This window comes from Variovorax sp. EL159, assembly GCF_900100965.1.
Classification (GTDB): Bacteria; Pseudomonadota; Gammaproteobacteria; order Burkholderiales; family Burkholderiaceae_C; genus Variovorax.
Window position 1 is genome coordinate 1,102,269 of record NZ_FMUJ01000001.1, and the last position, 13,078, is coordinate 1,115,346.

At 67.3% G+C, this 13,078-nt stretch carries 12 protein-coding genes; 3 read left to right on the forward strand and 9 right to left on the reverse strand.

Translation table 11 applies throughout. The annotated features are described in order from the left end of the window. The first annotated feature begins 26 nt into the window (after positions 1-26). Positions 27-1,136, forward strand: coding sequence for a hypothetical protein (locus BLQ28_RS05190; RefSeq protein ID WP_093237448.1), 1,110 nt, complete (start codon positions 27-29; stop codon positions 1,134-1,136). 4 nt (positions 1,137-1,140) lie between these two features. Here BLQ28_RS05190 and BLQ28_RS05195 read toward each other — a convergent pair whose 3' ends face one another. Next, positions 1,141-2,577, reverse strand: a complete 1,437-nt coding sequence (locus BLQ28_RS05195; protein WP_371126568.1) for a MocR-like pyridoxine biosynthesis transcription factor PdxR — start codon at positions 2,575-2,577, stop codon at positions 1,141-1,143. A 95-nt stretch (positions 2,578-2,672) separates the two neighbouring features. Between BLQ28_RS05195 and BLQ28_RS05200 the strand changes: the two genes are divergently transcribed. Further along, a complete protein-coding gene (locus BLQ28_RS05200; RefSeq protein WP_093237450.1) occupies positions 2,673-3,416 on the forward strand; it encodes an NAD-dependent epimerase/dehydratase family protein in 744 nt (247 codons plus the stop codon). Next, the gene (locus BLQ28_RS05205) at positions 3,413-3,940 is read left to right on the forward strand and encodes a cupin domain-containing protein (protein ID WP_093237451.1); all 528 of its coding nucleotides are present in this window, start codon (positions 3,413-3,415) and stop codon (positions 3,938-3,940) included. The genes BLQ28_RS05200 and BLQ28_RS05205 overlap by 4 nt, the downstream gene beginning before the upstream one ends. 5 nt (positions 3,941-3,945) lie before the next feature. On the opposite strand, the gene argE is transcribed toward BLQ28_RS05205, so the two are convergent. The 8 genes from argE to BLQ28_RS05245 form a co-directional block, all read right to left on the reverse strand. Further along, positions 3,946-5,067 carry an acetylornithine deacetylase gene (gene argE, locus BLQ28_RS05210; RefSeq protein ID WP_093237452.1) on the reverse strand — a complete coding sequence of 374 codons (1,122 nt, stop codon included), beginning with the start codon at positions 5,065-5,067 and terminating at the stop codon, positions 3,946-3,948. 19 nt (positions 5,068-5,086) lie between these two features. Then, complete coding sequence (locus BLQ28_RS05215) at positions 5,087-6,028, reverse strand: DMT family transporter (RefSeq protein WP_093237453.1); 942 nt, start codon at positions 6,026-6,028, stop codon at positions 5,087-5,089. Positions 6,029-6,035: 7 nt separating this feature from the next. Beyond that, entirely contained in the window at positions 6,036-6,755 is a 720-nt protein-coding gene (locus BLQ28_RS05220; RefSeq protein WP_093237454.1) for an alanyl-tRNA editing protein, read from the reverse strand. A gap of 219 nt (positions 6,756-6,974) precedes the next feature. Next, a complete protein-coding gene (locus BLQ28_RS05225; protein ID WP_093237455.1) occupies positions 6,975-8,108 on the reverse strand; it encodes a hypothetical protein in 1,134 nt (377 codons plus the stop codon). A gap of 205 nt (positions 8,109-8,313) precedes the next feature. Further along, positions 8,314-8,763 (reverse strand): GNAT family N-acetyltransferase, encoded by a 450-nt coding sequence (locus BLQ28_RS05230; protein WP_093237456.1) that lies wholly within the window; start codon positions 8,761-8,763, stop codon positions 8,314-8,316. A 257-nt stretch (positions 8,764-9,020) separates the two neighbouring features. Further along, positions 9,021-10,328, reverse strand: coding sequence for a c-type cytochrome (locus tag BLQ28_RS05235; RefSeq protein ID WP_093237457.1), 1,308 nt, complete (start codon positions 10,326-10,328; stop codon positions 9,021-9,023). Further along, positions 10,325-12,574 carry a xanthine dehydrogenase family protein molybdopterin-binding subunit gene (locus tag BLQ28_RS05240; protein ID WP_093237458.1) on the reverse strand — a complete coding sequence of 750 codons (2,250 nt, stop codon included), beginning with the start codon at positions 12,572-12,574 and terminating at the stop codon, positions 10,325-10,327. Before BLQ28_RS05240 ends, BLQ28_RS05235 begins: the two co-directional genes overlap by 4 nt. Then, on the reverse strand, positions 12,571-13,074 hold the full coding sequence (locus BLQ28_RS05245; protein WP_093237459.1) for a (2Fe-2S)-binding protein: 504 nt from the start codon (positions 13,072-13,074) through the stop codon (positions 12,571-12,573). Before BLQ28_RS05245 ends, BLQ28_RS05240 begins: the two co-directional genes overlap by 4 nt. Positions 13,075-13,078: the final 4 nt, after the last annotated feature.

The following is a 13,078-nucleotide window of genomic DNA, read 5'->3' on the forward strand; positions in this document are numbered from 1 at the left end:
AAAACCGCACACAGGCAGGCACCCTCATGGCGACCACGGAACATCTTCCCCAATCGAGCTTTCTCTACTTCACGGGCCAGGGCTCGGACAAGGTCTATCAGGTCCATCTGCGCCCCAAGGACGAGGGCTGGGTGGTCGACTACGGCAACGGCCGGCGCGGCGGCACGCTCGCCACGGGCACCAAGACCAGCAGCCCGGTCGCCTTCGAGGCAGCCCTGAAGATCTATCAGAAGGTCGTGAAGGAAAAGACAACGAAAGGCTACACACCCGACCAGTCGGGCGCGCTCTACACCGCGACCGACCTGGCCGGCCGCATGAGCGGCGAACTGCCGCAACTGCCGACGCTGATTCCCGAGGAACAGGCCGCGCGCTACTTCGATGATGCGGGCTGGGGCCTGCAGGAAAAGGCCGATGGCGAAAACCGCATCCTGCTGATCGAAGGCGAGACCGTGCGCGGTACCAACCGGCGCGGGTTGTTCGTCGACATTCCGCAGGCCTGGGTCGGCGGTGCCGATGTACCGGCGGGCCGCACCGTGATTCCGGGCGAGCACGTGGGCGATGTCTTCAAGGCCTTCGACCTGCTGGAACTTGGCGGGCAGGACCTTCGTGCCGCGCCTTTCATCGAGCGCTTCGGCCAGCTGAAGCAGATCGCCGGGCTGGTGCCCTGGATGGTGGTGCTCGACCTCGAACTCACGGCCGAAGGCAAGCGCCGCCGCGCGGCCGAACTGCAGGCCACGCATGGCGAAGGCTATGTGCTCAAGGCGCTCGACGCGCCGTTCAGCGCGGGGCGCAGCACCAGCAGCCTGAAGTTCAAGTTCAACCAGAGTGCGACCTGCGAAGTGATCCGCGTCAATGCGCAACGCTCGGTCGCGGTCGGGCTGCGCGACGATGCGGGCGAGATGGTCGACCTGGGCAACGTGACCGTGCCGCCCAACGAGGCGCTGCCCCCGGTGGGTACGCTGGTCGAGGTGCGCTATCTCTACCGCTATGCGGGCGGCAAGTTCGAGCAGCCGGTCTACAAGGGGCAGCGGCCCGACATGACGCTGGCGGATGCGGTGCTGTCGCAGGTCACGCGCATCAAGGACCGGAGCGCGATGGTTGGGGAGGCAGGCGAGCCGGACGACGACCCGGCCTGAGCCATCAACCCAGCGCCGCGCGCAGCGTCGCCACCAGTTGCTGCGCCTGTGCGGCGGAGGCCACGTTGGTGAAGCCCATCAGCAGGCCCTGGCTGCGAACACCGGCGCCGCCACGCTCCGACAGCGGCTGGCATTGCAACCCCACTTCCTGCGCGCGGCGGGCCAGTTCGACATCGGTCTCGGAGCGCCCGTCGAAACGCGCGATCAGGTGCATGCCGCCGCTCTGCAGGTCGATGCGCACCGCGTCGCCGAAGGCCTTCTGCAGCGCGGCTACCAGCATCGCCCTGCGGCGCGCATAGAGCAGCCGCATCTTCTTCAGGTGGCGCGAGAAATGGCCTTCGCGCATGAAGTCGGCCGTGATGGCCTGCGTGATCTGCGGGCATCCGTTCGACCACGTCTGCGCGGCCTCCTGGAAGCGCGCGCGCAGCGACTCCGGCACCACCAGGTAGCCCAGCGACAGGCCGGGGTGCAGCACCTTCGAGAAGCTGCCCGCGTAGAGCACGCGGTCGTGTCCGTCGAGGCTCTTGAGCGCCGGCAGCGGTGGGCCGGCGTAGCGGTACTCGCCGTCGTAGTCGTCCTCGACGATCCACGCATTCGCCTGCGAGGCCCATGCCAGCAGTTGCAGCCGGCGTGCCAGCGTCATCGACACGCCCAGCGGCGCCTGGTGCGAAGGCGTGACGATCGCCATGCGGGCCTTCGCGGCCTTGCGCTGGCCGCGCGCCACGACCATGCCTTCGTCGTCCACCGGCACGCGCACCGCGCGATGGCCCGCGGCGTGCAGCACGTCCTGCGTCGGCGGAAAGCCCGGCTCTTCGGTCCAGACCCGGTCGCCTTTCTTGAGCAGCGTGCGTGACGCGAGCGACAGCGACGCGCGATAGCCGCCCGTCACGAACACCTGCGAAGGGTGGCAGGCCACGCCGCGCGACACCAGCAGGTAGGCCGCGATGGCCTCGCGCAGCGGCGGGTGGCCGGCGGGGTCGCCGTAGAACATGTCGGCCGCGCCGGTCGCCCGGATGCGGCGGTTGGCAAGGCGGGCCCACAGCTTGCGCGGGAACGCATCGAGCGCCGGAATGCCGAGCTGCAAGGGCAACGGTGCCGCTGCGGGCGCGAGCGCGCCGGCAGGTGCTGTTGTGGTGCCGGCTCGCCGTGGTTCGCGGCGCGTGGGCCGATGCTGCGGCAGCGATGGCGAGACCACCGTGCCCGCCTGTCCACGCGACGAGAAATAGCCTTCGCCCGCGAGTTGGCCGTAGGCCGCCTCGACGGTCCCGCGCGCCACGCCCAGCTCGCTGGCCAGGCTGCGCGCCGACGCCACGCGGTCACCGGGGCGCAGCGTGCCTTGTTCGATGGCCGCCCTGAAGCGCTCGTAGACCTGCCGCGACAGCGGCGTGCGCTTCGAACGGTCGAGTGCCGGAAGGCTGTCGGTCGATTTCGTCTTGCTCATCATGGACCAGTCATTTTCTCCAATCTTGGATCTTTCTGATGGGGCATCGCCGGCCTACGCTTGCCCCCATGAACAGCCTGGAAGAAGGACATGCAATGAACAAGAAGATATTCGTGGCCGGCGCCACCGGGGCCATCGGCGCCGTGCTGGTGCCGCTGCTGGTCGAGGCGGGCTACACCGTGTACGGCGGCACGCGACGCATCGACCGCGCCGGCGCGCTGGAAGCGAAGGGCGCGCACCCGGTCGTGGTCGATGTGTTCGACGCGGCCGCGCTCGATGCCGCGCTGAAGCGCATCGCACCCTGGGGCGTGGTCCACCAGCTCACCGACCTGCCGCAGAACCTCGATCCGAAGTTGATGGCCGAGGCCGTGGTGCGCAATGCGCGCCTCCGCGTCGAGGGCACGCGCAACCTCGTGGCTGCCGCGCAGGGTGCGGGCGCGCGGCGGCTGGTGGCGCAGAGCATCGCGTGGGTCTACGCACCGGGGGCCAAGCCCTTCACCGAAGACATGCCGCTCGACCAGGACCCGGAAAGCCCTCGCCGCATCAGCGCCGATGCGGTGATCTCGCTAGAGCGCAGCGTGCTGGGGGCAGGGGACATGGTGGGCGCGGTGCTGCGCTATGGGCAGCTCTACGGGCCGGGCACGTCATCGGCCGAACCCCGGGGCGCGAGCCCGGTGCATGCGGAGGCCGCGGCATGGGCCGCCGTGCTGGCATTGCGTCACGCTGCGGCCGGTATCTTCAATATCGCGGAAGACAGCGCCGAGGTCAGCAGCGAGAAGGCGAAGCGCGAGCTGGAATGGAACGCCGCCTGGCGCGTGCCGCAAGGAATCGTGCAATGAACGCGCCATCGCTTTCGCGTCGCCATGCGGGCGCAGTGTTCGCTGCACTGGCCGTGGCCGCCGCCGGCTGGGCGCTGGCGCCGCACGCCGGCAAGCAATCGGCGGCGCAATGGATCGACGACGTGTGCAGCGCGGTGAGCCGGCCGATGTTCGCGTCGGCACCAGCACCCGCCGGCTCGGGGGCTGCCGCTCGGCCATCGACCTCGGTCAAGGTGCTGTCGTGCGAATCGCTGCCGCACGTGCCGGGCAAGTCGGTGACCACGGCCATCGTCGACTTTCCGCCACTGGCCTATTCACCCGCCCATCGGCATCCGGGCTCGGTGACCGTTCTCATGCTCGAAGGCACGGTCCGCTCGCAACTGGCCGGCGGCCCCGTGGGGGACTACAAGACAGGCCAGACGTTTTTCGAGCCACCGGGCACGCTGCATCTGTTTGCGGAGAATCCCGACCCGGTTCGGCCCGCGAAGCTGGTGTCGGTGTTTGTGACCGACGAGAACTGCGGTCCGCTGGTGCTGCCGCCCTGAGGCGCTCACGCCGCAGCCGAAGTGCCCGGCCCGCTCGCCCATGTACCGACGCCGCGCAGGAACCGGTCTACAGCGTCGAGTTCGCTGGCGGCGATCCACTCGTCGGGCTGATGCGCCTGTGCAATCGAACCCGGCCCGCAGACCAGCGCGGGAATGCCGGCCTGCTGGAAGAAGCCCGCCTCGGTGCCGAACGGAAGCTCGCCCGGCGGCCAGAGCGCGCCCAGCGTGCGGGCGATGTTCGCGGCCAACTCATCGTCGCTCGCTGCGAGTGCCGGCACGCCGGCGAGCTGGGCTGTTTCGACCGTCACGTCGGGCGGCACCGCCGCCAGCATCCGTTCGATCTCGCGCCTGACGCGCCGTGTGCCGGCCTCGTTGGTGGGGCGGAACTCCCACAGCACCTCGCAGCATCCGGGGACGATGTTGATGGCCGTCCCCCCGTCGACGCGGCCCACGTTGAACGTGGTGTGCTGGCCGCGAGTCGCGAGCGTGCGCCCGAGGTCGCCCAGCCGTGCAATCAGCAAGGCTGCAGGCTCGATCGCGCTGATGCCCAGCGCCGGATCGCCGGAATGCGCGGGCCGGCCTCGAAAGGTGGTCCTGTGGCCGTAGAAGCCGCGATGGGCCAGCCCGATGCGCATCTGCGTCGGCTCTCCGATGATGGCCAGCGCGGGCATCGGAATGTGCGCGCGCATGTCGGCGATGAGGCGCGGAACGCCGAGGCACCCGATCTCTTCGTCGTAAGACAGCGCGAGGTGAATGGGCCGTTTCAGCACCAGCCCGCACCAGGCGGGCACCGCGCAAAGGCAGGCGGCGATGAAACCCTTCATGTCGGCGCTTCCGCGGCCATGGAAGCGGCCGTCGCGCGCGGTCAGCGCGAAGGGATCGGTGTGCCAGTCCTGGCCGTCGACCGGCACCACGTCGGTATGGCCCGACAGCACGATGCCGCCCGGTACCGGCGGGCCGATGGTGGCGAGAAGGTTGGCCTTGCCGCCATCGTCGCTGTGCACCAGCCGGGCAGCGATGCCGTGCGATTGCAAGTAGTCGGTGACCCAATGGATCAGGTCGAGGTTCGACCGGTGCGAGGTGGTGTCGAAGGCGACCAGCGTTCGCAGGAGTTCGACCGTGTCCATGCCCGGGCGCCCGTCGCGATCAGGGGCGAGACGGCCCGGGTGCGGGCAGGGGGCGCTCGCCGACACGCAGCGTCGTGACCAGGAAGCCGAGCAGGATCAGCGCGATGCCCACGACGTGAAAGCCCCGCACCGGCTCATGCAGCACGAGAAACGCCAGCAGCGCGGTGAACAGCGCCACGAGATGGAACGACACCCCTGTCACCGTGGCCCCCAGCGCCGCGACGCACCGGTTCCAGAGGATGAACGCGAACAGCGAGGCGAAGAGGCCGATGTAGACCACGGCCCCGACCGAGGCCAGGTCCGTGGGAATGCGCGCGCCGCGTGCCAGCTCGAACACCCAGAACGGCATCAGCACCAACAACCCCGCCGCCATGGTCGCGGCCAGGAACACCAGCGGGCTCATCGCTGCCGGCTTGCGCCGCAGCAGCACCGAATACACCGCGTAGTTGAAGACCGCCAGCAGCACGAGCAGCTCGCCGCCGCCCAGCCGCAGGGCCAGCAGGCTGGCCAGGTCGCCGCGCGCCACGATCCAGCTCACGCCGGCGAACGAGATCGCGATGCCGGCCAGCGCCTTCCAGGTGATGCGCTCGACCCCGAGCACCAGTGCGGCCAGCGGCACCATCAGCGGCAGCGTCGAGTTGAGAAACGCCACGCTCGCGGCCGGGACCGTTTGCAGCGCCAGGTAGCCCAGCGCGTTGTAGCCGGCGATGCCGAAGGCGCCACAGGCCGCGATCAGCCGCCAGTGCCGCGCGATCAACGCCCGCTCTTGCCAAGCCTGCAGCCACACGAAGGGCGCGAGCGCAACGAGCGCGACCACCCAGCGCCCCACCGCGAGCGACACCGGCGGAAACACCGGCCCGAGGGCGCGGCCCAACACGAGGTTGCCGGCCCAGAACGCGGGCGGCACCCACAACAGCCAGACAGGGTTCGCCCAGAGGGCGTGGAGCAGCGGCTTGCGCATGGCCGGCCTATGCGCCTTGCAGCCCGATGCGCACGCGCCGGTTGAAGCGGCCCTTGTTCTCGATCTTGAGAATCTTCAAAGGCCGCGAAGCAGCTGTCGAGGCCAGGTGCGTTCCGCCGCAGGCCTGCCGGTCGAGGCCCGCGATCTCGATGACGCGAACCAGGCCTTCGGGCGACGGCGGCGGCGTCACGGAGCGCGAGCGAAGCAAGCCCTTTTCGGCATGCGCCGCGGTGAGCGGGACATGGTGCGTGAGCACCGGCAGGTCTTGCGCGATCACGTCGTTCAGTTCGGGCTCGAGCGCGCGCAGGCGGTCGTTGTCCGCATCGGGCAGGTCGAAGTCGATGCGGGCCGTGCCGTCCGCGTTCATCTGCACGCCGGTGACCAGCGCGCCGTCGAAGTCCCTGAAGACCAGGGCGTTCAACACATGCAGGTCGGTGTGAAGCTCCCGCATGCATTGGCGAAACAGCGGGTCGGCTTCGGCCCGCACCTCGCCCGCGACTTCGACCCCATCGGGCAGCAGGAGCCAGAGGGCCCCGCCTTCCTCGCTGAACCCGGTGACCGACGCTTCGCCGCCTTGCCACCGCACGAGGCCCCGGTCGGGAAGCTGCCCGCCGCCACCGGGGTAGAACGGGTGCTGTGAAAGAAGAACGGCGCCGGGCCGTGTCTTGAGAACGGTGGCGTCGAGCTGCAGGGTGTCGGGATGGTCGTGGCAGAAGAGTCGTGTCATGGGGTGCCTTGCTGATGGGGGCAGCTTGGCAGGATGACGCGAGGGGCTATTGGTCAGAATTGATGGGGAGGTGGGGTTCTTCTGGTTCGCCTGCTGCGCGGGAGGCTTGAACAAGCCATCTTGCAAGACACTGAAATCGACCTCACGAACTCACAACGGCAGACATCGGGCGATCACATCAGTTGCCTGAAAGAGGAAGCGCAGAACAATCGTCCGCGGCTACAACCCCTCGATCTCCCATTGGCTCGCGTCCAGACGCTCGAGCGTCGTCAGCAGAGTACGCTGAAGTGCCTTCAGGCGATCTTCGGAGAGGCGACCTTCGACAATGACTTGAACTCGGAAACGATCTTCCGTGAATCGAACCTTCAGGCCGTCGACGACGGTGTGCAGGTTGTTGTACTCAGGGCCTTCTTGCGGGGCGGGCGAGTCTTGATCGAGCCGGTATAACGCCGCGAGGGCATCGAAGTCGGGAGCGTCGTCGAATTTCCAGTAGCTTTCATGGCCCAGCCAGCCATGGTTGCGGTGCCAGAGCTCCTGCCGGATGTCCCACAGGCGATTCGCTTGCCGGTCGACACGCAGCATCGTCCACCGCTGCCAATCCAGGGCCGTCAGTCGGGTCCACCGGCCTGTGCCGAGATCCAGCGACCAGGAATCGATGTTTTCGGTCATGCTCAACTTGTCGCCGCGCCAGATCGTTCCGCCGCGCACGACGATGGCGCTTGCATCCTCCGCCAGAACGGCCGAGTGCTCGTGAATCCACCCGGGAGCTTCGCCGATGGTGTCGACGCGATCGATGCTCAGCGTGTCTATCTTCAGCCGGAAGACGGGAGTCGAACCGAAAACACGATGCTCGGGGTAGCCGAGGTTGCCTATGACAATGATCGAGTCGCCGACCAATGTGGCCGTGTGGAAGTCCGTAGGCGGGAAGACCGACGGTGAATAGCCGTGAATCGCGACCCCGCCGTCGGCACCGATCACCGTGACGTCGTTGTAAATGAAGAAGTCCGGATCGTAGGAGTCCTCGTGCTCACCGCCGATGTGAATCACACGACCGTCAGGCAGCTTCGTCTCACTCTTGCCAATTCGATCGAAGCACCACATCGGTCCTGCGTCGAGCGATGAAGGACCTCGCAGGATTTCATTGGCTTGATAGGCCGACCAGCGCGTGTGGACAAGCCAGCACCACAAGGGATTGGTCACGCGCGTTGGATTCCCCTCGACAGTTCGCGGCGAGCGCCATGCGACGAACTCCTCCTTGCTCAAGATTGGAGCGGGTTCCGCCTTGCGCTGACGATCGGCCTCTTCCTCTGCAATCTCTGCATGCCACTCGGCATCGAGGTTCTTGTCTTTCATACGTTTTTGTCCAAATGAAGTTTCTCCACCATTCGACTTCTCGACTTGCGTGTGATGGACGGCAAGCCTTCTGCATCAAGAGAAGCCTTTGACTGGAAGGTTAAGGGCCCTGCAGACCCATACTGGCGGTCGCGTCGATGGCGGGATTTCTTCGCTGCGGCGAACGGCTGGTCCTGATCGTATCCAGCTGCGGCCCGTCAGGGCCCTAAAGCGCAAAGTTGTAAACGCGGAACTGCTCGTCCCGACGCCAGCCGAGAGATTCGTACACAGCCTGTGCATGGCTGTTCGTCACGGCGGTGGATAGTGTCAGACGCGCGGCACCGATTGCCCTGGCGAATTCGGTCGCCGCATCTATCAGCTTCTTGCTCACGCCCTTGCCGCGGGCGTCTTCGCGCACGAACAGGTCGTTGAGAATGAAGATGCGTGCCATCGAGGCAGAAGAAAAGCTCGGGTACAGCTGAGTGAAGCCGACCGGCTCAGACCCCGCGTGCGCCAGGAAGATGACGGATTCGGAGTGCCTGAAGCGTTCGAGCAGGAAGGCGTGGGCTCCGGAAACATCACTCGGTCGCTCATAAAACTGGCGGTAGCCATCGAAGAGCGGCACAAGCTCTTGCAAGTCAAGGATGGTGGCTTGGCGGGCGGTGAGGACAGTCATGGGTGCTCAAAGACGAGTAAGACAAAAAATGGCAGCTGTCGAGGGTCTGAGTTGAGTGTTCGCAGTGTGTCGAAAGCTGCTCAAGATGCAACGCCCATTGGCCTGAGCCCGCAGCGATCAGGACCCCGCGCAAGATCCTGGTTGCTCCTGGGATAGAACTCAGTGCCCCGCGCGAACAAATCCGAAACGCTCACACAGCATTTGCGGATCGTCCGTTTCCCCAGGAGTCGCACCGCCAGTTCGCGTTCCAAAGCCTCCTACCGCGTCCGCTGCTTGGCCACGAACTCCGGCGTCACCGTCCCTTGCTTGTTGCCGAACTGCGCAATCACGTAGTTGGCAAGCGCAGCCACTTCGGTGTCTGTGTAGGCCTTGCCGAAGGCGGGCATGTAGACCTCGTTGTCGTGCACGCGCATCCGCACACCCTGCAGGATCATCTGCGTGACGTTGGAGCCGTCCGGGTCGTTCACGCCGCGCGTTCCGAGCAGCGATGCATAGTTGCTCTGCTGGCCTTGCCCGTTCCACTGATGGCAGCTCGCGCACGCCGCGGCAAAGAGCCTCAGTCCCTGCTCATGGCCCTCGGCCGTGTTGACCGCGGGTGCCGCCGCGCTTGCGGCCACGGCCCAGGGCGCCTTGGCGTCGATCTCGATCGGTTGCTTTCCGGGCTTCGCCGGCACCGTGCGCAGGTAGCTCACGAGTGCTGATGCGTCCTCCGGCTTCAGGTACTGCAGGCTGTGCTCGACCGCCTCGCCCATCGGGCCCGAGGCCGTGCCGCGGCCATCGGCGTGGCCGGTCGTGAGGTAGGCGGCAATTTCGGCATCGCTCCAGGCGCCGATGCCGTTCTTTGCATCCGAGGTGATGTTGTAGGCGCGCCAGCCCTGGATCGATTCGCCCGCGAGGTTGTTGCCGGTTTCCATCGCGAAGGCCATGTTGCGCGGCGTGTGGCATTCGGCGCAGTGGCCGAGCGCAGTGGCGAGGTACTTGCCCTGGTTCCACGCCGGCGGCTTCGACGGGTCGGCCTCGAAGCGGCTGCTCTTGAAGAAGGCCGCGTTCCAGAAGCCCATGGCCCAGCGCTGGTTGAACGGAAAGCCCAGCTCGGCCTCCTTGTTCGGCTGGTTCACCTTGGGCAGGCTGAAGATGTAGGCCTTGATGGCCAGCACGTCGTTGCGGCTCAGTGCCGTGTACGAGGTGTACGGAAACGCCGGGTAGAGGCGCTTGCCGTCGGCGCGCACGCCGTCGTGCAGCGCGCGCACGAACTGGTCGTCGCTCCATTTGCCGATGCCGGTCTCGGGGTCCGCCGTGATGTTCGACGAGTAGATCGTGCCGAACGGCAGCACGAAGGGCAGGCCACCTGCAAAGGGTTGGCCCTTGCCGCCGGGCACCGTGTGGCAGGCGATGCAGTCGGCGGCCTTGGTGAGGTATTCGCCGCGCACGAGCTGCGCCGCATCGGGCGCGGCACCGGCCAGCGCGGGCGCTTCGCCTTCGGATTTGTCGGTGCGGTTCAGAAAGAAATACAGCGCCGCACCCACGACGAACAGCACCACCAGCACCTTGAAGAGTCGCTTCATGCTGCGCTCCTTTCGCCGGGCGTTGCATGCGCGGCATCGGCGATCTTTTTCTTCAGCGCCTCCTTGTCTTGCGCAAGCAGCGCGCGGTTCACCGGCAAGGCGCGCAGCCGCACGCCGGTGGCGGCGAAGATGGCGTTCGCGAGCGCCGGCGCGGCGATGGCGGTGCCGACTTCACCGAGGCCGCCAGGGGCCTCGCCGCTCTTGATGGTGTGGACCTCGACCGATGGCGCCTCGTTGATGCGCAGCATCCGGTAGTCATGAAAGTTGCTCTGCTCGATGGCGCCGTCACGCAGGGTGATCTCGCTGAAGAGCGCAGCGCTCAGGCCGAACAGCAGGCCGCCCTGGAGCTGCGCCTCGATGGAGCTTGCGTTCACGGCGATGCCGCAGTCGAGCGTGACCACCGCGCGCCGCATGCGCACCTCGCCCTGCGGCGAGACCTCGACTTCGATCATGGCGCACACGCGGCTGCCGAAGGGGTCGCCCACGGCCACGCCGCGCCCCACGCGCGCCGGCAATGTGCCTTTGCCCCAGCCCATCTTTTCGGCGGCCAGGTCGAGCACGGCCAGCGTGCGCGGGTTCTTCTTGAGCAGAGCCCGCCGGTAGTCCACGGGGTCTTTCTTCGCGCGCTGCGCCAGTTCGTCGATGAAGCTTTCCATGACAAACAGGTTGTGCGTCGGACCCACGCCGCGCCACCAGCCGACGTTCAGGCCCGGCGGCATGTCGTGGCGCACCCATTCGACCTTGAGGTTCGGCAGGTCGTAGCAGGGCTCGGCCACGCATTCGATCAGGTCGCCATCCATGCCGTCCTTGCCCATGAAGACAGGGGCCCAGCGGCCCAGCACGGTGCCGCCCGAGATGCGGTCGCCGAACCAGAGGATCTGCCCGTCGCCGTCGACCACGGCCGAGATGTCGTCGTGGTACATGGGGCGCACGATGTCGTGGCGGATGTCTTCCTCGCGCGTCCACACCACCTTGAGCGGGTAGGGCACCTGCTTGGCGAAGGCCACGGCCTGTTCGACCGAATCGGTCTCCAGCCGCCGGCCGAAGCCGCCGCCCAGGTACTGGTTGTGCAGCACGACCTTGTCGGCGGCAAGGCCGGTGATCTTGGCCGCCACGTCGACGCAGCGCGCCGGTACCTGCGTGCCGACCCATATCTCGCACTGGTCGGGCCGCACGTGCACCGTGGTGTTGAGCGGCTCCATCGTCGCGTGGGCCAGCATCGGCAGGTCGTAGGTGGCCTGCACCAGCGTGCCCTCGGGCCGCTTGCCGGTTTCCTTGCCGATGATGGCCTTGTCTTTTGCCAGCGCATTGGTCAGTGCCGAACGCAACTGCTGCGTGGTCAGCGTGGCGTTCTGCCCCGGCGTCCACTGGATCGTCAATGCATCGAGGCCGCGCTTGGCGGCCCAGAAATGCTCGCCCACCACCGCGACCGCGTCCTTGATGCGGATCACGTCGACCACGCCGGGAATCGCCCGTGCCGCCTTGTCGTCCACCGAGGCCAGCACGCCGCCGAGCGTGGGGCAGGCCCTGACCGTCGCCACCCTCATGCCCGGCAGGCGCACGTCGATGCCGAATTGCGTGGTGCCATCGACCTTGCCGGCCGAATCGACGCGCCGCAGCGGCTGGCCGATCAGCTTGAAATCTTTCGGCTCCTTCAACGCCACCTTGGCCGGCATCGGCAGCTTGGCTGCCGCGCTGGCGAGCGCGCCGAAGCCCAACTGCCGGTTGGATGCGGCATGGCTCACCACGCCGCGCGCCACTGTGCAGCTCTCGGGCTCGACCTTCCATTGCGCGGCCGCAGCGCTGACCAACAGCGTGCGTGCCACCGCACCCGCCTCGCGCAGCACGCCGTAGGTGCCGCGCGTGCTGGTCGAGCCACCGGTGATCTGGCCACCCAGCAACGGCATGCCGTAGAGCGCTTCGTTCGGCGGCGAGTGTTCCACCCGCACCTGGTCGAGTTCGACGCCCAGTTCCTCGGCCAGCAGCATCGCCGAACCGGTGTAGATCGCCTGGCCCATCTCGACCATCGGCATCACGAGGCGCACGCTGCCGTCGGCGTCGATGCGAACGAAAGCATTCGGTGCAAAGGCGGGGTTGCCATCCGCGAGCGCGGCGGCCGCGTCGCCCGGCTGCTGCCGGGGGCTGATGGCGGCGAAGGCCTTGCTGGCGCCGACCCAGGTAAAGGCCAGTGCCAGGCCTCCGGCCTGCAGTGCGGCGCGCCGGCTGATGCCTGCGGCCGGCTTCACGATGCGCTCCTGGCCGGCATTGCGACCACCGACTGCAGCACTTCGGCCTTGCCGGTTGCCGCCTGCTTGATGGCGGCGCGGATGCGCGAGTAGGTACAGCATCGACAGACGTTGCCCGACATGGCCAGGTCGATGTCGGCGTCGCTCGGGTTGGGTGTGCGCTGGATCAGCGCGGCGGCGGACATGATCTGCCCGGACTGGCAGTAGCCGCACTGCACCACGTCGACGTCGAGCCAGGCTTTCTGGATGCTCTTGCCTGCGGGCGTCTGCGAGATGGCTTCGATGGTGGTGACAGCCTTTTTACCTATGGCGCCGACCGGCAGCACGCACGAGCGCACGGGCTGGCCGTCGAGGTGCACGGTGCAGGCGCCGCATTGCGCGATGCCGCAACCGAACTTGGTGCCGGTCAGACCGACGATGTCGCGCAGTGCCCAGAGCAGGGGCATGTCCTCTGGCGCGTTGACGGCAACGGACTTGCCGTTGATGTTGAGATCGATCATGGAT

Excerpts from the sequence above, each read along its gene's own strand:
- BLQ28_RS05190 (WP_093237448.1), top strand. The coding sequence starts at position 27 with ATGGCGACCACGGAACATCTTCCCCAATCGAGCTTTCTCTACTTCACG.
- BLQ28_RS05195 (WP_371126568.1), bottom strand. The coding sequence starts at position 2,577 with ATGAGCAAGACGAAATCGACCGACAGCCTTCCGGCACTCGACCGTTCG.
- BLQ28_RS05200 (WP_093237450.1), top strand. The coding sequence starts at position 2,673 with ATGAACAAGAAGATATTCGTGGCCGGCGCCACCGGGGCCATCGGCGCC.
- BLQ28_RS05205 (WP_093237451.1), top strand. The coding sequence starts at position 3,413 with ATGAACGCGCCATCGCTTTCGCGTCGCCATGCGGGCGCAGTGTTCGCT.
- argE (WP_093237452.1), bottom strand. The coding sequence starts at position 5,067 with ATGGACACGGTCGAACTCCTGCGAACGCTGGTCGCCTTCGACACCACC.
- BLQ28_RS05215 (WP_093237453.1), bottom strand. The coding sequence starts at position 6,028 with ATGCGCAAGCCGCTGCTCCACGCCCTCTGGGCGAACCCTGTCTGGCTG.
- BLQ28_RS05220 (WP_093237454.1), bottom strand. The coding sequence starts at position 6,755 with ATGACACGACTCTTCTGCCACGACCATCCCGACACCCTGCAGCTCGAC.
- BLQ28_RS05225 (WP_093237455.1), bottom strand. The coding sequence starts at position 8,108 with ATGAAAGACAAGAACCTCGATGCCGAGTGGCATGCAGAGATTGCAGAG.
- BLQ28_RS05230 (WP_093237456.1), bottom strand. The coding sequence starts at position 8,763 with ATGACTGTCCTCACCGCCCGCCAAGCCACCATCCTTGACTTGCAAGAG.
- BLQ28_RS05235 (WP_093237457.1), bottom strand. The coding sequence starts at position 10,328 with ATGAAGCGACTCTTCAAGGTGCTGGTGGTGCTGTTCGTCGTGGGTGCG.
- BLQ28_RS05245 (WP_093237459.1), bottom strand. The coding sequence starts at position 13,074 with ATGATCGATCTCAACATCAACGGCAAGTCCGTTGCCGTCAACGCGCCA.